Source organism: Flavobacterium sp. (assembly GCF_047602195.1).
In the GTDB taxonomy this organism is placed as follows: Bacteria; Bacteroidota; Bacteroidia; order Flavobacteriales; family Flavobacteriaceae; genus Flavobacterium.
In genome coordinates this window covers 569910-592988 of record NZ_JASGHW010000004.1, presented here as the reverse complement: position 1 = coordinate 592988, position 23079 = coordinate 569910, and the positions used below count along the sequence as shown (strand labels likewise).

Here is a 23079-nt window from a genome sequence, read left to right as displayed (position 1 = left end):
ATGGGTAATGTATTGAACCAGATTGGTATTGAGAACTATATTTTCCTTTCGGTCATCCTGTTCTGTATCGGGGTGTTCGGGGTGTTGTACCGCAGAAACGCGATCATCGTGTTCATGTCGATTGAGATCATGCTCAACGCGGTGAACCTGTTGTTCGTGGCGTTTTCGACGTATCACCAGGACGCGCAGGGACAGGTTTTCGTATTTTTCTCGATGGCGGTTGCGGCGGCGGAAGTAGCGGTCGGACTCGCGATTTTGGTTTCGATATTCCGAAACCTCGGTTCGATTGATATCGATAATTTAAAAAACTTAAAAGGATAATCTTTCATGGATACCAATTTAGCTTTACTCTTATTACTGGCGCCTTTTGCAGGTTTTTTAATCAATGTGTTCCTTGGGAAGAAACTCGGGCACAACGGTGCGGGCTATCTCGGAACCGCTGCTGTCGTGGTATCTTTCATCGTGACATTGGTTTTTTTCATGAATATCAATGGTACCGGAAAAGCAGTCGAACTCAAATTGTTCGATTGGATTTCGATTAAAAATTTCAAGATAGAATTCGGATTCTTATTGGATCAATTGTCGGTTTTGTGGCTGATGTTCGTCACCGGAATCGGCTCGCTGATCCACCTCTACTCGATCTCGTACATGCATGACGATGAAAACATGCATAAGTTTTTCGCTTATCTGAACCTGTTCGTGTTCTTTATGATTTCGCTCGTGATGGGCAGCAACCTTTTGGTGATGTTCATCGGATGGGAAGGCGTAGGATTGTGTTCGTATTTATTGATCGGATTCTGGTACAAAAACCAGGATTACAACGACGCGGCCAAGAAAGCTTTTATCATGAACCGCATCGGGGATTTGGGATTACTGATTGGAATTTTCATCCTGGCAAGTTTATTCTCTACACTCAATTTCGCCGAAATGAAGGCCATGATCCTGGGCGGAACGCAAAGCGGCAATACGGTTTGGCTCGCTGCGGCAGCATTGGCGTTGTTCATCGGTGCCTGCGGAAAATCGGCACAGATCCCACTCTACACCTGGTTGCCTGATGCGATGGCGGGACCGACACCGGTTTCGGCACTCATCCACGCTGCGACGATGGTGACCGCGGGAATCTTTATGGTGACACGTCTGCATTTCTTGTTTGACTTGGCACCCGTTGTCCAAGATGTGATTGCCGTGGTCGGAGCGTTTACTGCATTGCTTGCAGCAACAATCGGATTGGTTCAAAACGATATTAAAAAAGTACTCGCCTATTCGACCGTTTCACAATTGGGACTCATGTTCCTCGCACTCGGTATGGGCGCGTATGAAGTGGCCGTTTTCCACGTCATCACACATGCTTTCTTTAAAGCTTGTTTGTTCTTGGGCTCAGGTTCGGTCATCCACGCATTGCATGGCGAACAGGACATGAGAAACATGGGCGGTTTGCGCAAGGCGATGCCGATTACATTTATCACCATGTTGGTTTCTTCGCTTGCGATTTCGGGGATTTTTCCATTGGCCGGTTTCTGGTCGAAAGATGAAATTTTGATGGTCGCTTTCCACGGCAACATTTCGCTTTGGGTCATCGGTTCGATCGCGTCGATCATGACGGCATTTTACATGTTCCGATTGATGTACCTGACGTTTTTCAACGATTTCCGCGGAACCGACGAACAAAAACACCATTTGCACGAAAGTCCGGGGTTGATTACATTCCCATTGATCGTACTCGGCATTTTGGCAGCCATCGGCGGATTGATTTCGTTGCCGGGCAACAGTTGGCTCAACCATTATTTGGCACCATTGTTTGCTGAAAAGCAGCACGAAGCGCACCACCTCGGCTCGACCGAATACATGCTCATGGCAGTCGCTACTATCGGCGCGTTGATCGGAATTGGTTATGCTTACGCCAAATACATCAAACAAAGACAATTGCCGGAAACGGATGAAAATATTTCAGGATTCAACAAAGTCCTGTACAACAAATACTATGTCGATGAAGCTTACGAATTGTTGTTCGTCAAACCGATCAACGTCTTGTCGCGCTTTTTCCGCGATTATGTCGAAGCGGCGGTTTCGGGCTTTGTCTTCGGATTGGCCAAAGTGACCAGCGAAGTCGGCTACCAAGGGAAAAAACTCCAGAACGGAAACGTCGGATTTTACCTGTTTGCCTTCGTACTGGGCGTTTGCGCGATTATTTCTTATGTGTTTTTAGCAAAATAATTTTTAAATAATGGATGTATCTTACTTATTGATTATTCTTTTAATTGGTGCACTGGCCACTTATTTTTCGGGTGACAAGCTCGCGGGAAAAGTCGCATTGTTGTTCTCTGTCGCAGCATTTGCCGGTTCACTTTACATACTGAATTTATTTAATGCCGGGCAAAACGTCGATTTCTTCTCGCCGTGGATTTCCCAGCCCAAAATTGCTTTTGCCTTAAAAGCCGACGGATTATCGCTCGCGATGTTGTTGCTCACGACTGCACTGACGCCGTTGATTGTATTTTCCGCATTCGGAAACGACCACAAAAATGCCAAGTCATTCTATGCGCTGATTTTGTTCATGGCCTTTGCGATGGTGGGAACATTTCTCGCCTCCGACGGTTTGCTGTACTACATTTTCTGGGAACTCGCTTTGATTCCAATCTATTTCATCGCGCTGATTTGGGGCAATGGTGACGCCGAGGAACGCAAACGCGCCGTCGTCAAATTCTTCATCTATACTTTTGCCGGTTCGTTGTTCATGCTCACGGCATTCATCTACATGTACCAGCGCGCGGGCAGTTTTATGATTGACGATTTGTACAACATGCGTTTAACCGTCAAAGAACAATTTTGGATTTTCCTAGCGTTTTTCTTGGCCTATGCGATCAAAATCCCGATTATTCCATTCCATACCTGGCAGGCGAAAGTGTACCAAAAAGCGCCGACTGTGGGAACGATGTTGCTTTCGGGAATCATGCTCAAGATGGGACTGTATTCGGTGTTGCGTTGGCAGTTGCCGATCGGTCGCTTTGCTGCGATCAACTTCATGTATATTTTCATCGGACTCAGCATTGCCGGTGTAATTTACGGATCGATTGTCGCGCTGCGTCAAAAAGACCTCAAAAAATTATTGGCCTATTCGTCACTCGCGCACGTCGGACTCATTGCCGCCGGAGCCTACACGCTCACGCTCGACGGACTCCAAGGTGCCGTATTGCAAATGATCGCGCACGGTTTTGTCGTGGTCGGTTTGTTCTTCGCCGCCGAAATCATCTACAGACGATTTGAAACGCGTACCATTGCCGATATGGGCGGCATCCGTTCACAATCTCCGAAATTTACCTCGATGTTTATGATTCTGGTACTCGCTTCGGTTGCGTTGCCGACGACCTTTAACTTCATCGGGGAATTTACCGTATTGTTCAGCCTGTCGCAAATCAATTTGTGGTTTGCCATTATTGGTGGAACGACGATCATCCTCGGTGCGTATTATATGCTCAAGATGTTCCAGAACGTGATGCTGGGTGAAACCAACGCGCGCACCTTTACCGATGTGACTTTTAACGAAGGTGCGGTGCTTGTGATTATCATCGGTGTTTTGTTTTTCTTCGGAATCTATCCGAAACCGATCACCGATCTGATCACGCCAAGCCTCGAAAACATATTAACTTTTGTATACCGAACCAACTAAAAGATGAATACATTAATAGCTATTACAGGATTAGGTGTTGTATGCCTTTTGTTTGAAATCCTAAACTGGAGGAAAGCGATGATCCCGTTTACGATTGCCGGATTGCTGGTGATCCTTGGGCTGTTGGTCGGTGTGCCTGAGTTTGAAAAACCGGGGCATTACTACGGCAACATGATTATGGTCGACCATTTTTCGACCGCGTTCTCTGCCTTGTTCATCGTCCTGACGATTTTCTTGGTGGCCATGAGCCACAATTTCTACAAGAACCACCAGGCCAAGATTTCCGATTTTATTGCGATTAAGATTTTCCTGCTCGCGGGCGCCGTTTCGATGGTGGCCTTTGGCAACCTCGCGATGTTTTTCCTTGGGATTGAAATCCTGTCGATTGCGTTGTACGTCCTTGCCGCCAGCAACCGTTTAAACTTGCGCAGCAACGAAGCCGGGATGAAATACTTCCTGATGGGTTCATTTGCCTCGGGCATCATCCTGTTCGGCATCTGCTTGATTTATGGCGGAATGGGAACCTTTGACGTGGTCGAGATTTCAGAATTGTCACGTTCGGCCGAATTGCCGATCTGGTTCCCGATCGGAATCGTTTTGGTGACCATTGGCATGTTGTTCAAGATTGCCGCCGTACCATTCCATTTCTGGGCGCCCGATGTATACGAAGGATCGCCTGCTTTGACGACGGCTACGATGAGTACGCTCGCCAAAGTAACGGCGATGGCTACCTTATACAAATTGCTTTGCGCGATGAATGCCGATGTCGATACGACCTTCCAAATTGTCATCGTTGCCGTTTCGATCGCCTCGATGACGCTCGGAAACATCATGGCTTTGCGCCAAACGAATGTCAAAAGGATGCTTGCGTTTTCGGGAATTTCACATGCCGGTTTTATGTTGATGGCCTTGCTGAGCCTCAACAATTCTGGCGGTACTTTATTGTATTATGCCGCTGCCTATGCGTTGGCCGGTATTGCCGCGTTCGCCGTGATTTTGTATGTGTGCCGCGACAAGGAAAACGAAGACATGACCTATTTCCACGGTTTGGGCAAGACCAATCCACTCATGGCCGCAATCTTGACCTGTGCGATGTTGTCGATGGCCGGAATTCCCATTTTTTCAGGTTTTTTTGCCAAGTTGGGCTTGTTCAGCCTCACGATCAATTCGGGTTATTTGTACCTCGTAATCATTGCCGTCGTCAGTTCAATCATCAGCGTGGGTTATTATTTCAAGTTGATTTTGGCCATGTACACCAAAGAATCGAACGAGACCCGCACCGCAACGCCTGTTATTTATTATGGTGTCGCGATTACGGCCATTGCATTGAATATATTGCTCGGTTTGTTCCCATCGCTCGTGATGGATGCCATCGGATAAATAATCGAAAAAAGAAAAAGAAAACCACCGCAATGACGGTGGTTTTTTTATGCTTGAATCTTACTCGCTTTTTTTACAGCAACCATCTAGTTTTTCATAGGCCAAGGCGTCGGCCTTGAAATCATCGGCGTCGAAACCGAGTTGGGAAATTCCTGTTTTGATGGTTTCGAGGTTGGTTTTCTTCGGGTCGTAATAAACGGTAATCGTCATCGCCTTTTCATCGAGCTCGTACATCTTGACGCCCTTGATCTTGAGCATGTTCTTTTGGAACAATTGCCCGCAGGTTTCACAGGCTTTGCAATGGTCGCAATACAAGGCCGTTTGGATGACGGCTTTCTCGGTCTTCTTTTGGGCAAAAGCGTTTGCTGCAGTAAGCACCAACAAAAGCATCAATATCGTTCTGACGTTTTTCATGACAATGATTTTGAGCAAATATAGCAAAACCATCGCATAAAAAAACCCGATCGCAATCGGGTTTCAAGTTCAAAAATTTATACAAAACTAATGCCGTAACTTTGGCAAATGTCGCTGACTTTTTCGAGGTCGGGCTGGCCAGGTGGCAATTCGCTTAAGGCTTCGAACATTTCCTCGATACCCGATGGGATAATGGTTACCGAGGCGCGTGCCTTTTGCGTACCGACCACACGGAACGCATGCGGGATTCTTCTCGGCAGGAAAATCATGTCGCCCGCTTTGAGGATTGACGTTTCACCTTGGGTTTCGAATTCCATTTCGCCTTCGAGGATGAAGAAAATTTCGTCCTCGTTGTCGTGCACGTGCATCGGGATGCCCACGCCCGGATCGTTGTAATTTTCTACGATCGTGAAAAGTCCACCGGTGTCTTTTCCTGATAATTTGATGGTTTGGTTGTCGCCGAGAACATTGAGTTTTTGGCCTTCGCCGGCGAGTTGGATTTTGGGATTGGTCTCTACGGAGGCCGCATCGGAAGTGATGTTGTGATTCATGATTGATTGATGATGATTAATGATTGATTACCCGTAAGACGCACGAATTGGTTTTTGTTACAGATTGGAGAAAATTTATGATTTTCGGATGCGTCTTTGAAACGATTCGCCCTAGCCCTGATTGCAGCGGCATCCTTTTGCGGCGTTTACGAAGCAAAAGATACAGCGGAAAGCATCCCGACGCTTCGGGACCGGCTCCCAAAAATTCAATAACATTAACTTTTCCCAAACCGCATAATCCGTAAATTTACCGCATGTACGCACTGGTCGACTGCAATAATTTCTATGCTTCGTGTGAGCGGCTGTTTCGGCCGGACCTCAACGGAAAACCCGTGGCCATTTTGTCGAACAACGACGGCTGTATTATTTCACGCAGCGACGAGGCAAAAGCTTTGGGAATCGATATGGCTGCCCCTGAATTCAAGGTGCGTGACGAATTGCGCGAAAAAGGCGTCACGGTTTTCTCCTCGAATTATCCGTTGTATGGCGATTTGAGCGAACGCGTGATGGAAATCCTGCGGCAGTTTACCCCTTATGTCGAAGTGTACAGCATCGACGAGGCATTCCTCGATTTTGACGGCGTGATCGTTCCCAATGGCGATTTTGATGCGTATGGACTGCAGATGAAAAAACGCATCGCCAAATGGGTCGGCATCCCGGTCTGCGTGGGCGTCGCCCCGACCAAAGCGCTGTCGAAGGTCGCCAACAAGATTGCACGCAAATTCCCCGAAAAGACCGGCGGCGTGTACGTCATCGATACCGAGGAGAAAAGGATCAAGGCGCTCAAATGGACTGCCATCGGCGCGGTTTGGGGTATCGGGCACCGCATGAAAAAGAAAATGGACACGCGGCAAATCAAGACTGCCTACGACTTTATCCAACCACAGCACGAAACCTGGATCAAAAGCATGATGGGCGTGACGGGATTGCGTCTACAGAAAGAACTGCGCGGCGAGCCCGTACTCGAACTGGAGGTTCCGGCCGACAAGAAATGCATCGCCACGACCCGTAGTTTTCCCAAACGCGTCACCGATTTCGATGCGCTGCGCGAACGGGTCTCGACTTTTGCTTCGGTCTGCGCCGAGAAATTGCGTGCGCAAAAATCGTGTTGCCATACCGTGATGGTTTATCTGGGTGTAATGGAAACCGACGAGAAACACTACCGCTCGCATTTCCAGGACATGATCACCTTGCCGTTTGCGACCCAATCGACGTTGACGATTGCCGAAGCGGCCATCAAAATTTTGGCCCAATTGTACCAAAAACACCAGGGTTTGCGTTTTTACAAAGCCGGTGTGGTCGTGACACAATTGATTCCCGAAAACCAAAAGCAGTTTCATTTGTTCGAGGACGAAAACCCGAAGCATCTGGCCTTGATGAAAGCAATTGACCATGTGAATAAAAAAACCGGTGAGCGCAAAATCCGGCTTGGATCGCAGGATGAAAAGACGTGGAACATGAAACAGGAAAAACTCTCGCAGAGCTACACGACAAGATTCGACCAAATCCTTACCGTAAAATGCTGAACAAGAAAGACAACCTGACTTTTTTCAAGCCCGATCTCGAGAGCGGCAACAGCGTCACGAACACCAATCAGGGCGTGTCGGCTGGATTTCCGTCGCCGGCGCTCGATTTTATGCAGGAACGCATCGACCTCAACAAGGCGCTCAGCGAAAATCCATTGGCCACTTTTTTTGTCAAAGTCGATGGCCATTCGATGGTGGATGCGGGCATCAACGACAAAGATGTTTTGGTCGTCGACCGCAGTCTTTCGGCTCAGGACCATTCGATTGCGGTGTGTTTCATCGACGGTGAATTTACGGTCAAACGCATCAAACTCGAAAAAGATGGATTGTGGCTCCTACCCGAAAACACGAACTACAAACCGATTAAAGTCGACGAAAACAACCAGTTCCAAATTTGGGGCATCGTCACTTATGTCATCAAAAAAATATAAAAAAACCTCCCATTGCTGAGAGGTTTTCACCCGAGTAAATACCACTTTACTTGTGTTCGGGCAATCTATCCAAAATATCCTGCAGCTTCTTCTCGTGCTCTTCAAGTTGCTGCTGCAGTTTGCGGTTGGTCTCTAGGAGTTGTTCGTTTTGTTGTTGGAGTGTTTTGATGGCGTTGACCGAGGCGACAAGAATCGGATGCATGTTGAAATTGAGGTAGCCGTCAGCATCCACTCCTACCGCTTCCGGGAAAACCTTTTGCACTTCCTGAGCCGAAAATCCGGCGTATTCTTTCCCAAGTACTTCAGGTTCGAAAATTCTTTCCCCAACATTTTTATAGTTGTAGACAATGGGTTGCAGTTTGCTTATTTCTTCCAATCCTTTGGCGTAGGCACCGTGGATTGTTTTGAGCCGCTCGTCGGAAACCGTGGTCCAGGTTCCCGTCGCGGGTTTGCGGCCTTCGTCGAGCGTAAGCTGTAATTGTCCGCCGGGTGCGATCGTCCCGATACCCAAATCTCCATTGGCCGTGAGCGTCATGCGCGTCACATTTCCACCGACGCGAAATTGAAATCCGCTGGCCACGTTGACATTATTGAAAACCATCCCGCCGCGTATCGAACCGGCGCTTGTCCCGAACAACAATCCGCTTTCGTTGGCGGCCGGCGTCAGGAAATGCTGGTAGGCCGCATCGTCGTCCTCAATCACGAATCGGGAATTGATATTGGGAACTGTTCCGCTTTCACCGGCAAAAAGATGCAGCATCGCTTCGGGTGCAGAAATACCGAACCCGATGTTTCCTTCATGCGTGATGCGCATGCGTTCGTGCAGCGTACCATTCAAATTCGTCTTGAACATCAGGTAACCGTCGCTGCTGTTGGCCACGGCGTCGGTTTTTCTTCCTTCCACCGATCCAAATACGCGGAATGTCGAGGCTGCCGGGTCACGATAGCCGCCCAGTGTAATCGCGCCACCTACGTCGATTGCGCCTGGGCTGCTGGTCATGACATTGAGGTTGCCGCGTCCCGTACCCGAAGTAACGACATTTTCATCGGCGACTTCAAGCGCGGCCAATGGCGTTGTGGTACCGATACCTACATTGACGCTGGCTGTGGCACCATTGATTCCATCAACACTACCGAGTACCAAAGCATTGTTCCCGGTCGCCAATGCACGATAACCGATGGCCGTCGTGTTGGTTCCATTACCGGTACTGGCATAGGAGCCTATAGCTGTATTGCCCGTTCCACCGCTGGAAGGCATGCTCAAAAAACCCAAGGCCGTGTTGTCGTTACCGGTATTGGTGGGCATTGCTAGAAAACCGACCGCAGTATTGTTGTCGCCATGTGCGACGTCCATCGCAAAAGCGCCGACTGCCGTATTTTGGAAACCGTCGTTGCTTTCGCGCAAAGCCGAACGGCCCAGTGCGGTATTGTGGTAAGCCGTGGTCGGAGCATTCATCGTTTCAAAGCCCAAGGCTGTATTGCCGAATGCGCCTCCACTTAAATTGGCCATGGCTATGCTGCCTATTGCCGTATTGGCGAAACCGACGGCGGGCATCGCACCAGCACCAAATGCCGTATAGGAATTTCCCAATCGACCGCCCGGTTGGTTGGCGCGTTTGAATACCACATCGACGTTGTCAGTCGTTCCGATGAAATTTGTCGCTGCGTTGGTTCCTGTATTTCCAGTCAAGCCCCATTTGTTTTTGGCTTCGTCAGCGTCGATGCGCAGCCACCTGGTGCCGTTCCAATAGTAAAATCCCGGACTCACATTATCGGGCGCAGTTCCTGTGGTGGAGACGTTGTAGACCAAGGTCGATTCGGGCAAAGCGCCCCCTTGCGGATTGACTACGGGCAGTTGGATGTTGGTGGCGGTAAGCGAAACCCTTGGAATAAGAATCCCGTTGGTGGTCGAACTGACCTCGAGCATGCCCCGCGGTGCAATGGTATTGATTCCGATGTTTTTGCCCGCACCGATGTTGCCATAAATCGTATTCCCGATATTGAGCTTATTGGTTGAACTCGGCGTCGAATCGGCATTGGCCCCGATCATGATGTTGCCGCTGCCGGCAAGGATGCTGCTGCCCGCATTGGCTCCTACCGCGACATTATTGTTGTTGGCGGTACTGCCCGTAATATTAGACAATGCGTTAAGACCGATAGCCGTGTTGTCATTTCCAGCCTGTAGTGACGAAAGCGTCGATGAACCAAGCCCCACATTGCCGTCGCCCGTGGATTGATACAAGGATTGGTATCCGATTGCAGTACTGTGGATTCCGCCCATGAACTGCCCTGCCATCAAACCAAAAGCGGCGCTACCATAGGCGGTGGCGTTGCTCAACGAAGCCAAGCCAAAGGAGGTGATGATCCCAGACAAAGTACCTGCCCTGACATTGTTGCGTTTGAAAACGACATTTTGGTTGTCGGTGGTACCAATGAAATGCGTCGCCGCATTGGTGCCTGCATTGCCGTTCACGCCCCATTTGTTCTTGGCTTCGTCGGCGTCGATGCGCAGCCATTTGCTGCCGTTCCAATAATGGAATCCGGGGGTGACATTATCGGGGGCGGTTCCAGCCGTTGCGGTATTGTAAACCAACGTAGATTCTACCAGCGGCACCCCCTGCGGATTGATTACAGGTGCAGCCGCAACCGCAGTGGTAAGCGCCACCCGCGGAATCAGCATGCCTTGGTTGGTCGCCGACACATCGAGCATCGCCTGCGGAAAAACGCTGTTGATTCCTATGTTTTTATTTCCCGCGAGGCTTCCGTAAATCGTGTTGCCGATGTTGAGTTGCGAAATGCCATTGGTATTGAAAAGCGTATTGGCACCAATGGCAATATTGTTGGATCCGGTTGTGATGTTCATTCCCGAATTGTATCCCAGACCGATGTTGTTGTCGCCTTGCGTCAAGTCGGGCAAAGCAAATTGGCCGATACCCGTATTCTGTGAGCCGAACGTATTGTTTTCCATCGAACGCACGCCAACGCCCGTATTGGAAACGCCCGAACCATTGCCTTGCAACGAAAAGGCACCGATGGCAGTGTTGCTGCCGCCCGTCGTTGTCGTCAGTGTACGGTGTCCGAAAGCCGAATTGTTGGCCGCGCTCGAAAGCGTAGACATGGTTCCGAATCCTGTGACCGTACCGCCGAGGCGTCCGCCATGGACATTGTTGCGCCTAAAGATGATGTCTTGGTTGTCGGTCGTGCCGATGAAGTGTGTGCCGAATACGGTTCCGGCATTTCCCGTCAAACCCCATTTGGTGTTGTCGTTGCCGATGCCCTTCCAGCTCGTCGTGGCCTGTTCCCAATAATAAAAACCGGGTGCGTTTGTCCCGACGGTCGTGGTCAGGAAAACGAGCATGCCGTTTTGATCTACGGTTGGATTGATGGCGGGAAAGGTGTCTATTTTCGGGATCAGTAATCCATCCTGATTGGTCGGCGCTGTTGGGTTGGCTGAGCGGATGTCGAGCTGTGCTTTGGGATCGGTCGTATTGATGCCAACCTGTGCGTGGAGCATTCCGGTGCAGAGGAAGAAAAGCAGTGGTATCATTTTTTTCATCTCTTTCGCTTTTGATAATGGGATTGGACTCGATTGATTTATCAAAAGTGGCTTATTTTCAAGCACGGCACAATACGTATTTGGGAGTACAGGAACAGCGGTTGATTGTGATGTTTTTATTTTAGGAAAGAGTTGATGGTTCCCGACGGTCGCGTTAGGGATTGCTTCGCCAGTTCGCTTCGCTCGTGTGAAGCAGTGCCGTGCACCGCGGAAAGCCCGGCCGCAGGCAACGCCCAAAAAAACATCAAAAAATGACGGTTGGAAAAAACTGTATTTTTGGTTAAAGTAAACCTACGCCAAAGCGCGTACGTCGTTTTCCTACAAAAAGAATCATGGGAAATTTAGCGGTTGGAAAGCGGTACTTTTACGGTGATTTTTAAACCGTTGCCGCTGTCGAAATTAACGTTTCCGTTCAAGGATTCGATGCGTTTTTTGATGTTGCGGAAACCGTTGCCGAACGTATTTTCGCTTTGGATTCCGATGCCGTCGTCGGCGATTACAATCTGCAGTTCTTTTTCATTGGCGGCAATCGACAGACCGATTTGCTTGGCCGAAGCGTGCTTGACCGAGTTGTTGAGCGCTTCCTTGATCACAAAAAACAGGTTCTTGCGGAAATAGCCGTTGAGCGGTTTGTCTTCTACCGAGACAACATTGTCGGTGTATTCGAATGTGATTTGCGTGCCTTTCGAGCAATTGCGACGCGTAGTGTTTGATGTATTCGCTGAAGCTTCTGATGCTATTGTTTTCGGTGCTCAGCGACCAGATGAATGCGTTGAGGCGTTGGGAAATTTCGGTGCTGGTGTCGCTGATTTTGGCAATGAGTGTCTTTTGATTTTCATTGGTGTCGGAATGATGGAGCAGCAAATTGGCGTTGATCAGAATACTGCTCAGTTCACTGCCGATGTCGTCGTGCAAATCCTTGCTGATTTCGTTCTTCTGGTCGAGCAACGACTGTTGCAATTTGTTTTTGCGCCGGAAGAAAAGCGCCACGAAAAGCAAGACCAAGAATCCGCACACGGCCGCTACCAGTTGCAAAATGGCGATGTTGCGCTGTTGGTCCAATTCATTGATTCGGGAAACGAGCAGTTTGTTCTCATTTTGCATGTACTGCTCGGTGATGTTCTGGATGTAATAATTGGCGCGGTTGCTGGTGTCTTTGTTGACATCGATTACCTTTTGCTGCAACGCCATAATCTGCTTTTGGTCGCCGAGTTTTCGAAACACCTCAAGCGCAATCGAATAGAAATAACGCTCATACGAATTGTTCACCTCATGATGGGCGATGATGCCAAGTCCTTTTTGGTACAGTTCATTGACCTTTTCTGGGTTTTCCAAATGGGTTTGCATCAGGTAGGCACAATTGAGCGTGGCCACATCCTGGAGGGCATATTGTTCGGCCGAGGTGATGCTTTTCGAAAGGTAAAAACGCGCGCTGTCCTGGTTTTTCTTTTCGGCATAAATGAGCCCGAAGGTTTGCTCGCCATTGACAATTCCCCTTAAATTTTGGTGTTGTCTCGCAAGCCCATATGCTTTGGTGTTGTAATCAATCGCCGAATCGAGTTGCTTGACCCTTAGCTTGACCTGCCCGATGTTGTTGTAGATGTAGGCTTTGGCGATGAGCGTCCGCAAATGCTTTTTGACCCGTAACGGATAATATTTTTGCGCCTTCCACAGCGATTGCTGCGCGGCACCGATCTGGTTCATCTCGATTTCGTTGATGCCTTTGAAGAAATAGGCGTCCGACAGATAGGCGCTGTCCTTGAGGATCTTGGCACGTTCGATGCCTTTTTCGGCCTCGTGCAAGCCAAACTGGTACAGCTCCATATAATAAAAAGCCTCCGATTGCAAACTGTTGATGAAGAACGAAATGCTGTCTTTGGGCTGGAACTGGTTGAGCTTTTTGGAATAGTTGAGCCATTCCTGCGCCTTGTCCATGTGGTCGGTCTCGACGTAATATTCAGCAATCCGGATGGCTTCCGAAAGCTGGCACTCAACGGTCGGGCACGAATTGAAAACGGCAATCCTTTTCTGTGCGCCCGCATCCTGCGCATAACCGCAAGCAGACCACATCGCAAAAAGGAAGACGAACCTCTTTTTCATCGGCAATTTATCGTTTGAGGTACAGGTTAACTGCCTCGACCCTAGTATTGACGTGCAGTTTCTCGTAAATGTTCTGGATGTGTTTGCGTACGGTTCCGGTACTGATCTCGAGATCGGCGGCGACTTCCTTGTTCATTTTTCCCTTGGCCAGCCATTCGAGGATTTCCTTCTCGCGTAAAGTCAAGGATTGTATCGCAGCATTCTTGGTCTCGAATTTGGAAAAACTCGCGACCACCTTGCGCGCAATGTTGCTGCTCATCGGGCTACCGCCATCGAAAAGGTCGTCGAGCGCACCGATGATTTTGGTCGGCCCATCGGTCTTGAGGATGTAGCCGCTGGCGCCCACTTCGAGGCTTTTGAAAATCTTGTCGTCGTCCTCGTACGAGGTGCACATCAAAAATAAAATCTCGGGATTGTTCCTTTTGAGGACAGACACGCATTCAATGCCACTGAAACCGGGCAGGTTGATGTCCATGAGCATCGCATCGGGTTTGGATTGGGGCACCGATTCGATTGCGATTTCGGCATTCTCATAGCTGCCGGCCAATTCGAAATGCTCCGTGAACTGGATCATCATCGCCAATGCTTCGCGCAAATCCCTGTTGTCTTCGACAATTCCGATTCTTTTTTTCATAAACCAACCCTTTGCTTTGCAAGTTAAAAATACGAAATCGAATCGGAAATACGCAATTAGGCGTAGAAGTCTTTACCGCCAAGAATCGGCGGTTCTGCAAAGTGAAGAAGTCAAAACTTTGTGCGTTTTACTGCGTCAGTTCGCTTGGCTTGTGTGGTAAATGATTATCGTGAAAAACCAAGATTGTCTTATTCCACTTTCTTTTCGAGTTCCAAAAGGCGTTTCTGCAACGACTCGAGCAGTTTTTGCTGTTTCTGCGCGACTGCACGCAATTCGGCGTTTTCGGTTTTGGTCTGCGCAATTTCGGTTTGCTGCTGTTCGATCTGGGCCTGTTGTTCCTGCATCGCCTTGACCATCGGCACCACAAACTGGCTGTAGGCCACGCTGTAATTGTCGGTTGGATTGGTCGCATCAGGCACGTGCAGTCCGTCAAAATCATAACCGATCGATTGCGCGGCTTTCTCGATGTCCTGCGCAAGGAATCCGGTATGCAAAATCGAAGACGATTGCGTATAATCGCGATTCCTGAAGGTGTTTTTCAAACTGTCTGGCATTTGTTGCATCAGGTGCTCGTCGAATTTCTTGGTGTCGAAATGATAGGTCACCGGTTTGAGCTTGAGGATGAAATCCAATCCCGGCACATTGGCCTTCACATTATTCTTGAAACGCGCATCCGACGGATTCGAATACGGCACCTGGCCTTCAATGACCGTCACACTGGTAGCGCCCAAACGCACTTTGTTCGAGGTATTGACCGTGGCCTGGTTGCCAATGGCTGTGGCGTTGGCCAACGCGGTTTGCGAAACATTGGCCTGGTTGCCCACGGCCGTGTTGTTGTTCCCCGTCCAATTGACCGATAAAGCCGAATTTCCGACCGCCGTGTTGTTGTTGCCCGACACATTGCCCAAAAGCGCCGTTACACCGACCGCCGTGTTGTTGCTGCCATCGACATTGAAATAAAGCGAAGAAGCGCCTTGGGCGGTATTGTTGCCCCCGGTCGCGTTGGTCATCATTGCGGTAAAACCCGAAACGGTGTTCGAACTTCCGGTGGTATTCGAAGAAAGCGAATTGGTTCCTGAGGTGGTGTTGTTGCTTCCGCTGCCATTTTTGAGCAACGCATTGCGGCCCGAGGCCGTGTTGTTACCCCCAGAAGTATTGTCGCGCAAGGCATATGCCCCCGAGGCGGTATTGCTGTTGCCCGTGTTGCTCAGCAGAGCGGACACGCCGAGCGCCGTGTTGTTGTTCCCGGCCACATTCGTATACAAGGCCGAGGTACCCAAGGCGGTATTGCCATAGCCCGAAACATTGCTCATCATGGCCGTATAGCCTGTAGCGGTATTGAAGTATCCGTCGTTGTTGTTGAGCAACGTACTACCGCCGATACCAGTATTGCCATAACCGGTGGTGTTGCCGTGCATCGCATGATCGCCTACACCGGTGTTGTTGTCGCCGACGGTATTGCGCAACGCATTGTGGCCGATGGCCGTGTTGCGGATGCTGCTCGAATTGGCGTAAAGCGCATTGGCGCCAAAAGCCGTATTGTACGTTCCGATGGTGTTCGAAGCCAAGGCATTGAAACCCGAAGCCGTATTGTTGGTTCCGGTCGTATTGGCCTGTAGCGCGCCCGACCCGAATGCCGAATTGTACACCCCGGTGGTATTGCTGCGGAAAGCCTGGTATCCCAATGCCGAATTGTTGAATCCGCCGCTGTTGGACATGCCGCTTTGGTAACCCACAAATACATTGTAATTGTTGGTCAGGTCATCTGCCGCTCCGGCCTGTTCACCGATAAAAACCGATTTTCCGGTATTGACGATCTCGATCTGTCCGCGTTGGGTAAGCCGCATCTTGATTTGGTTGTTGGTGCGGAAATCGACGTCCTGTGCATTGGTCGTCCCGATGAAGTTGGTTCCGCTTACCGCCGAGGAATTCCCCGAAACATCCCAGCTTTTATTGTCGCTGTTGAGTCCGACCCACGCCAAGGCGGGCTGGCTCCAATAATAAAATCCAGGGAGTTTGGTTCCTGCCGTGGTGGTCAGGAAAATGAGCATTCCGTTTTGCGTTGCTGCGGGATTTATTGCCGGAAAACTATCCACCCTGGGAATCAGGATTCCATCGATGGGCGCTGGTGCGGCTTGGTTCGATGCCGAAATATCCAGCTGCGCTTTCGGCGACGCGTTTCCTATTCCAACCTGCGCGAAGGCAAACTGAAAGGAAATTGTTAGTAGGGATAACAATACTCGCTTCATAACTTCAGTATATGGGGGCTAAAAAATTGGTTTGTTTGGTAGGACAAATGCCAACTTCAAATGTGGAAATGTTAAAACATTATCCGTAACAAATGTAAATCTTTTTATAAGATTCTGATTAACAAACCCTTTTATTCGTTGAAAACTTATGTTTTATCGTTGAAAACGTTAAAATATTACAGTTTAGCTTTGTTAAAACCGAAAAAAAACCTTCCCAAAACAGGGAAGGTTGGTGCTTTTGACAATCAAAAATGCAGTATTTCCTTACTTAACAATCAATTTCCTGCTCAACCCTGAAGCCGTTTTGACAAAATAGGTTCCCGATTGCCATGCCGCAGCATCAATCGAAGTGGCCGCTTTCTTTTGCAGGATCAGTTTGCCGAGCGCATCATACACCTCAATGTCCTCCGCCTTATTGAAATAAACCATGCCTTTCGAAGTCGGGTTCGGCGAAATCACAAAGCTATTGTCAGGTGCCGAAAAGTTGGTCGTATGCAGCGAAACCGCACTGGTCACGGTGACCATGTCAAAACGTACATTGCCTCCCGCGTAGGTAGAAGTCGAACGTGCCGCCAAATAATCGCCCGTGTTCGGATCAAAGGCACTCACGACACGGAACGCCACATTCGGGTTGTTGTCGAGTTCGGTCACAGCCAAAAGATTGATCGTACGGTCGTTGTACCACGTATCCCCAGTTCCGGTGGCTGCCGGCGTAAAAGTGAATGTCTGGGCATCGACCCAAACCGGTGAGGGCGCGGTGCGGTCGGTGGTGTATTGCACTACATAGGTGTTGTTGGCCGTGTTGCTGAGCCTTTGCTCGCAATGGAAAGTGATCCCGGCCTCGCCCACAGTGCTGACATTGACTTGGATGCCGCGCAGTTTGTTGTCGGTTCCCAAGGGCGCATAATTGGTCGTTTGCCAACCGTAGTTGGGTGGGCTGGTCGTTTCGGTTTCGAGTGTTCCCGCAGTGGTATTCCCGGAAGAATAGGTAGCCGTGGTACCACCGATCAAGGCGACCGTTCCGGCACCCACGACTGGGGTTGGCGAATCATTGCCTCCCGGGACTTCGGTGGCCGAGGGGCCGTTGAAATTCCATTGGGCAATCGTGGCTTGGCTCCAGGCGCTGATCGAGAAAAGCACCGTGGCGGCCAATGTCAAAAAGGAGTAGTTTGTTTTCATAAAATCGGGATTAAATTTTGGGCTAAGTTATTGATTTAAATCATATTGCAATTTTTTGCCTACTTTAAGAAATCATTAATTTATTGGTCTGAATGTGTTAAATTTTCGATGCTTTTGTTGATAAATATTTCGCCGATGCTTTGAAATTTACGATAACTTGCAGATTGGCTTGCTGTTAGCCTATCCGCGCCAGATTTGTTTTGGAACGGCTGACCAAAGCAGTTAACTTTACAACGTCAAAAACAAAACAAATTTTAAATGGAACCAACACTACGATTCCGGGAAATACTATTTCCCCAGAAAAAATCCGTGAATTTCAGAAAATCGGTTTGGCTGTTCAGCCTGATCGGTTTGGTGTCTTTCTTCGGAGTGAATGAAGCGCAGGCACAGCTTTATTCTAACGTTTTCACAGGCGCCTCCACCTGTCCCACTCCGGGCAACGTGCCCACTTTTCCAGCCAATGTAACCGGCTCGCCATTGACCCGTCAAGGAGCGACCTGTACGGTGACTGCCAATGTGTTCAACAGCACGACACTCAACAACACCGCCACATTATCGGAAACCAATTACATCGAATTTTCGCTGACGGCCAATACCGGCTACAAAATGGGGATCCAATCGCTTTCGTTTTTCCGACAAGGCAGTGGAACCGCACCGAACAGGCTCGAAGTGCGTTACAGCACGGACAATTTCGCAACGTTTACCGCTTGGGGTGCGGCACCAAACACACCCACGTCGGGATCGGCCATCACTTGGAATTTCCCTGATTTTCTGGTACGACATGGCGGATCGGTTAAATTCCGTTTCTATCCTTACGGTACACAACGTGCCGATTTGGCTGCGGGAACTGCAGCAACCACCGGAACTTTCCGTCTCGATGACGTCACGGTAACCGGCGGGGTAGCGATGGACCCTGAATATACCATCACGGGACCGTTTCCTACACAGACCACGACTTATGGTACGGCTGCAACGCCTACCGCATTTACCCTTTCCGGCCAATATTTGTCCAATACCGTAACCATTTTTCCGGCCACGGGATATGAAATCTCATTGGCTGAAAACAGCGGCTATTCGACGAATTGGGTCGAAATCACGCCGAGCGTCTTTGCCATCCCCACGACTACGCTTTACATCCGATTGGCTGCCAATACGGCTCCCGGAGATTATCCTTTGTCCATATCGACGGCCGTTTTCCCTGACGGACCTGAATTCCATGATTTGAGTTCGACCGGAACTGTCTTGATCAAAAACCTGACGCTTGCCGGGGCCGCCGCACAAAACAAGATTTATGACCGCAATACGGCTGCTGCGATTACCGGGACTTTGACCGGCGTCGAAAATGGTGATGTGCTCACTTTGGTCGGCGGGGGTACTTTTGCCGATTTCAATGTGGATGACGACATTGCCGTGACTTCCAACTTGACTTTAAACGGAGCCAACGCAGCGTACTATTCGTTTACGCAACCGACCGGCCTTTCGGCAGACATCACCGCCAAAGACCTGACGGTTGTTGATGCCGAGGCCGAAGACAAATTGTTTGACGGCAATACCGATGCGGTGATTACGGGAACTTTATCCGGAGTCATTTCGCCCGATGTCGTGAATTTCGTAGGAACAGGAACCTTTGCTTCGTCTGCCGTTGGGGAAAACATTCCGGTGACTTCAACCTCAACCATCACAGGCGACAGCTCAAATTACAATCTGGTACAGCCAACGGGATTGACCGCCAACATCTATGAAGAAGCACTGCAACCGCAGACCATCACTTTCGATCCGTTGGCCAATGTGACCTATGGCGATGCCAACTTCAACCTGACCGCAACGGCATCTTCGCTGCTTACCGTAACTTATATGAGTTCGAATACCGATGTGGCTACTGTTTCAGGCAATGTCGTGACGATTGTAGGCGCAGGAACCACAACCATCACCGCCGAACAGGACGGCAACGGCACATATGAAGAAGCAACACCGGTAGACCAAACGCTGACTGTCGATCCGAAAGCGATTACCGCGACTGCGACAGGCAATGACAAAACCTACGACGGCAATAATTCCGCTACGCTTTCGGGCACTTTGAACGGCGTGATCAATTCGGATGATGTGACGTTTATCGGAACTGGAACTTTTGCGTCGGTAGATGTGGCCGACGGAATTTTGATCACATCGACCTCGACATTGGGCGGTGCCGATGCTGGAAATTACACACTGACCCAACCGACTGGTTTATCAGCCGACATCACTGTCAAAACATTAACCGCCAACAGCGCGACAGCCAACAACAAAGTCTACGATGGCAATACCGACGCAGCGATCAGCAACCTGACCTTGACCGGCGCAATCAATGGCGATGACGTCACGGCCATCGGAGGTGGTACTTTTGCTTCCGAGGATGTAAACAACAACATCCCGGTTACCGCCGCCCTGACCTTGACCGGAGCCGATGCGGGCAATTATACGTTGACACAACCGATTGGACTTTCCGCCAACATTACCGCTTTGGGCTTAACCCTTACCGGACTGAGCGGGGTCAACAAGGTTTACGACAGAACCAATACGGCTTCTTTAAGCGGAACGGCGGTTTTGGGTGGTTTTGTGCTTTCGGATGACGTGTTCGCGATTGGAACGCCAACTGCCACTTTCAACAACCAATTCGTAGGCAGCAACAAACCGATTACCGTAAGCGGCTATTCGCTCTCTGGCAGCGATGCCGGAAATTACACCTTGGCACAACCGACCGGGATTACGGCCAACATCACCCAGGCTTTCGTGACCATTTCGGGGGCAGTGGCCCAAAACAAACCGTTTGACGGCAACACCAATGCGGTCATTACCGGAACGCTTTCGGGCGTGATTTCACCCGACGTAGTGACTTTAATCGGGACAGGAACATTTGCTTCTTCGGCAGTCGGGAATGGCATTGCCGTAACCTCAACATCTACCTTGGGCGGTACACACGGCAGCAACTACGCCATCAATCCGCAACCGACGGGATTGACGGCCAACATCACGCCCGGGCCGACCGTCCTGAACGTGGGTGACTTGTCGATCATCGGGTTCAACGTCAACACGCCTGATAATTTTGCATTCGTGTGCTGGGTGGACATCGCCAACGGAACCTATATTAAATTTACCGACAATGCTTTCCTCGCGGCCACTTCGGCCAATGCCACCAACAATGCGCGTGGCGGCGAGCAATTTGTGATCTGGAGGAACAACGGGGCGACCATTCCTGCCGGAACCGTGATTACGATCCAGGACAATACGTCATCGGCAGGTACCAACCACGGTACGATTGTTTCGGGCAACCTCAACGGATTGGCCAGCGGCGGTGACAACATTTTTGCTTACCAAGGCGCGGCGACTTCGGGCAGCACTCCTGATTTTGCCTCGAACAGCAATCCAACGACCTTCAACGGAACACTGCTTTTCGGATTGCAATTGCAAGGCTCCGGCGGCACGAGCACGGCAACTTGGTTGAGCTCGGGAACCGCCAATACCAACAATTCATATTTACCGACCCAACTTAATGTACCCAATGCCACTGTCGTGCTGGCCAGTGCGGCCTCTCGCGGCCAGTATACCGGTCCACGCGACAACCAGTTGAGCATGGCGGGCTACAAAGCCCAGGTGACCAACTCTGGGTATTGGACAACCGGCGCAGCGGCGGGCGTCATTACTTTGAACACCGCAAGCTTTACCTTGGCAACCGGACCGACGGCTGCGGTCCTTTCGGGATCCGCCACCATTTGTGCAGGTGATTCGGCGAGCCTGACCGTTGACATTACCGGAGGAAGTGCGCCTTACGTGGTGACCCTCTCCGATGGAACGGACCAGTTTTCGGTCGATGAATACGTCTCCGGAAACAGCATCGGTCTTGCCCCGACTGCAACGGCGACTTACACCTTGGTTTCTGTAGTCGACAGCAATGCACTGGCCAGTACCAACAACAGTGGTTCTGCCACAATTACCGTCAACAACGAATACCCATTCTATGTGGACGCTGATGGTGATGGCTATGGAACAGGCTCGGCGGTCAATCTTTGCGCCGCAGATGCCAATACCCCACCGGCGGGATATGCCGTGTCTGGCTTCGATTGCAATGACAGTGTGGCTTCTATCCATCCGTTTGCCATTGAGATTCCCTACAATGGTGTAGACGACGATTGCGACGGCGCGACAGACGAAACAGGAACGGTAACCACCACATTATTGCCTTCTTCGTGCGGAACGACCTTGGCTTCAATCGGTTCATTGATCGGCATCCAGACCGTGGGCGGCCATCCGATAACCGGATACAGGATCCGTGTGACCAATGGCGCGCAGGTGCAGGTCATCGAGAAAAACGTGCCGCACTTTACCATGCCGCAATTCCCGATTTATGCCTATGCGACGACCTATACCGTAGAAATCCAATTGCAGCGGGCCGGAATCTGGCAGGCCAGTTGGGGCGCAGCCTGTTTCGTGTCGACACCGGCCATCCTCGAAGAAGGCGGAGCGGCATCCGTTTCGCCATCCCAATGCGGCATTACCTTGCCCAAGATCAATACGCTTATTGCCACGACCAGCATCGCAGGTGTTACCGGATACCGTTTCCGCGTGACGAACCTGACCGATGTTTCGGGTCCGAATGCCGTACAGACGATTGACCGTACCCAAAATTGGTTCAGCCTGCAAATGCTCACGCGTTACAACTATGGCACGACTTACCGGATTGAAGTGGCCGTAAAAACGACGGGCGATTTCAGCGGTTTTGGTGCACCATGCCAGGTGTCATCCCCGGCCGTTCCATCATTGGTCAATTGTGGCGGAACCGTGGCTTCGGGAACGACAACCGTAGCCGCGACAAGCGTTTCGGGCGCCACACAATACCGTTTCCAGATCACCAGACAATCGGACAATGCCAGTACGACCATCGACCGAAATTCCAATTATTTCATCTTCAATTCGGTTCCGACTTCGGCTTTCACGGCGGGTGCCTTGTATTCGGTCAGGGTAGCGGTATTGACTTCGGGCGCGTGGTCGCCATTCGGTGATGCCTGCGAGATTACCGCTCCGGGCGGTACCGCAAAAGGTGCCATCAATTCGACCCAGGCTATTGCCCTCGAAAGCACATCCAAAGTTTCGGCTTACCCGAATCCTTTTAGTTCGGCATTCCACATCGATGCGACCGGGAATCAAAATGTCTCGGTCAAAGTCTATGACATGCTGGGCAGAATGATCGAATCGAAAACCATCGCCGTTTCGGAATTGGCGGTGCAAAGTTTGGGAATCGATTATCCATCGGGGGTTTACAACGTGATTGTCAATCAGGATGGCATGGTCAAAACGCTGCGTGTGGTCAAACGCTGATTTTGAAACAACCTTTAAAAAACCCCTTCAGCAACGGAGG

The 23079-nt window shown here is 50.1% G+C and carries 15 protein-coding genes; 7 read left to right on the top strand and 8 right to left on the bottom strand.

Going from position 1 to position 23079, the window contains the following annotated elements:
• The 4 genes from nuoK to QM717_RS08880 are packed head-to-tail and all read left to right on the top strand — an operon-like array spanning position 1 to position 5047.
• Positions 1-321 carry an NADH-quinone oxidoreductase subunit NuoK gene (gene nuoK / locus QM717_RS08895; RefSeq protein ID WP_415036947.1) on the top strand — a complete coding sequence of 107 codons (321 nt, stop codon included), beginning with the start codon at positions 1-3 and terminating at the stop codon, positions 319-321.
• A 6-nt stretch (positions 322-327) separates the two neighbouring features.
• A complete protein-coding gene (gene nuoL / locus QM717_RS08890) occupies positions 328-2214 on the top strand; it encodes an NADH-quinone oxidoreductase subunit L (RefSeq protein ID WP_415036945.1) in 1887 nt (628 codons plus the stop codon).
• A 10-nt stretch (positions 2215-2224) separates the two neighbouring features.
• The gene (locus tag QM717_RS08885; RefSeq protein WP_415036943.1) at positions 2225-3667 is read left to right on the top strand and encodes a complex I subunit 4 family protein; all 1443 of its coding nucleotides are present in this window, start codon (positions 2225-2227) and stop codon (positions 3665-3667) included.
• Between the two features lie 3 nt (positions 3668-3670).
• Positions 3671-5047 carry an NADH-quinone oxidoreductase subunit N gene (locus tag QM717_RS08880; protein WP_415036941.1) on the top strand — a complete coding sequence of 459 codons (1377 nt, stop codon included), beginning with the start codon at positions 3671-3673 and terminating at the stop codon, positions 5045-5047.
• Between the two features lie 60 nt (positions 5048-5107).
• On the opposite strand, the gene QM717_RS08875 is transcribed toward QM717_RS08880, so the two are convergent.
• Both QM717_RS08875 and QM717_RS08870 read right to left on the bottom strand, forming a co-directional pair.
• Positions 5108-5461, bottom strand: a complete 354-nt coding sequence (locus tag QM717_RS08875; RefSeq protein ID WP_415036939.1) for a cation transporter — start codon at positions 5459-5461, stop codon at positions 5108-5110.
• A gap of 77 nt (positions 5462-5538) precedes the next feature.
• Positions 5539-6012: a cupin domain-containing protein gene (locus tag QM717_RS08870; protein ID WP_415036937.1), complete on the bottom strand. Its 474-nt coding sequence runs from the start codon at positions 6010-6012 to the stop codon at positions 5539-5541.
• A 254-nt stretch (positions 6013-6266) separates the two neighbouring features.
• Here QM717_RS08870 and QM717_RS08865 point away from each other — a divergent pair, with 254 nt between their 5' ends.
• Positions 6267-7538, top strand: coding sequence for a Y-family DNA polymerase (locus QM717_RS08865; RefSeq protein ID WP_415036935.1), 1272 nt, complete (start codon positions 6267-6269; stop codon positions 7536-7538).
• Positions 7532-7969, top strand: coding sequence for a LexA family protein (locus QM717_RS08860; RefSeq protein WP_415036933.1), 438 nt, complete (start codon positions 7532-7534; stop codon positions 7967-7969). Before QM717_RS08865 ends, QM717_RS08860 begins: the two co-directional genes overlap by 7 nt.
• A 46-nt stretch (positions 7970-8015) precedes the next feature.
• Here QM717_RS08860 and QM717_RS08855 read toward each other — a convergent pair whose 3' ends face one another.
• From QM717_RS08855 to QM717_RS08830, 6 genes are all read right to left on the bottom strand, one after another.
• Entirely contained in the window at positions 8016-11525 is a 3510-nt protein-coding gene (locus QM717_RS08855) for a tail fiber domain-containing protein (protein ID WP_415036931.1), read from the bottom strand.
• Positions 11526-11866: 341 nt separating this feature from the next.
• Complete coding sequence (locus QM717_RS08850; protein ID WP_415036929.1) at positions 11867-12118, bottom strand: sensor histidine kinase; 252 nt, start codon at positions 12116-12118, stop codon at positions 11867-11869.
• A complete protein-coding gene (locus tag QM717_RS08845) occupies positions 12042-13625 on the bottom strand; it encodes a histidine kinase (RefSeq protein WP_415036927.1) in 1584 nt (527 codons plus the stop codon). The genes QM717_RS08850 and QM717_RS08845 overlap by 77 nt, the downstream gene beginning before the upstream one ends.
• 7 nt (positions 13626-13632) lie before the next feature.
• Complete coding sequence (locus tag QM717_RS08840) at positions 13633-14259, bottom strand: response regulator (protein ID WP_415036925.1); 627 nt, start codon at positions 14257-14259, stop codon at positions 13633-13635.
• A gap of 188 nt (positions 14260-14447) precedes the next feature.
• Positions 14448-16310, bottom strand: coding sequence for a tail fiber domain-containing protein (locus tag QM717_RS08835; RefSeq protein ID WP_415036923.1), 1863 nt, complete (start codon positions 16308-16310; stop codon positions 14448-14450).
• Between the two features lie 462 nt (positions 16311-16772).
• Positions 16773-17687 (bottom strand): T9SS type A sorting domain-containing protein, encoded by a 915-nt coding sequence (locus QM717_RS08830; RefSeq protein WP_415036921.1) that lies wholly within the window; start codon positions 17685-17687, stop codon positions 16773-16775.
• 309 nt (positions 17688-17996) lie between these two features.
• Between QM717_RS08830 and QM717_RS08825 the strand changes: the two genes are divergently transcribed.
• Complete coding sequence (locus tag QM717_RS08825; RefSeq protein ID WP_415036919.1) at positions 17997-23039, top strand: YDG domain-containing protein; 5043 nt, start codon at positions 17997-17999, stop codon at positions 23037-23039.
• Positions 23040-23079: the final 40 nt, after the last annotated feature.

Excerpts from the sequence above, each read along its gene's own strand:
- nuoL (WP_415036945.1), top strand. The coding sequence starts at position 328 with ATGGATACCAATTTAGCTTTACTCTTATTACTGGCGCCTTTTGCAGGT.
- QM717_RS08835 (WP_415036923.1), bottom strand. The coding sequence starts at position 16,310 with ATGCTCATTTTCCTGACCACCACGGCAGGAACCAAACTCCCTGGATTT.
- QM717_RS08880 (WP_415036941.1), top strand. The coding sequence starts at position 3,671 with ATGAATACATTAATAGCTATTACAGGATTAGGTGTTGTATGCCTTTTG.
- QM717_RS08875 (WP_415036939.1), bottom strand. The coding sequence starts at position 5,461 with ATGAAAAACGTCAGAACGATATTGATGCTTTTGTTGGTGCTTACTGCA.
- QM717_RS08830 (WP_415036921.1), bottom strand. The coding sequence starts at position 17,687 with ATGAAAACAAACTACTCCTTTTTGACATTGGCCGCCACGGTGCTTTTC.
- QM717_RS08855 (WP_415036931.1), bottom strand. The coding sequence starts at position 11,525 with ATGAAAAAAATGATACCACTGCTTTTCTTCCTCTGCACCGGAATGCTC.
- QM717_RS08865 (WP_415036935.1), top strand. The coding sequence starts at position 6,267 with ATGTACGCACTGGTCGACTGCAATAATTTCTATGCTTCGTGTGAGCGG.
- QM717_RS08885 (WP_415036943.1), top strand. The coding sequence starts at position 2,225 with ATGGATGTATCTTACTTATTGATTATTCTTTTAATTGGTGCACTGGCC.
- QM717_RS08860 (WP_415036933.1), top strand. The coding sequence starts at position 7,532 with ATGCTGAACAAGAAAGACAACCTGACTTTTTTCAAGCCCGATCTCGAG.
- QM717_RS08870 (WP_415036937.1), bottom strand. The coding sequence starts at position 6,012 with ATGAATCACAACATCACTTCCGATGCGGCCTCCGTAGAGACCAATCCC.
- QM717_RS08840 (WP_415036925.1), bottom strand. The coding sequence starts at position 14,259 with ATGAAAAAAAGAATCGGAATTGTCGAAGACAACAGGGATTTGCGCGAA.
- nuoK (WP_415036947.1), top strand. The coding sequence starts at position 1 with ATGGGTAATGTATTGAACCAGATTGGTATTGAGAACTATATTTTCCTT.
- QM717_RS08845 (WP_415036927.1), bottom strand. The coding sequence starts at position 13,625 with ATGAAAAAGAGGTTCGTCTTCCTTTTTGCGATGTGGTCTGCTTGCGGT.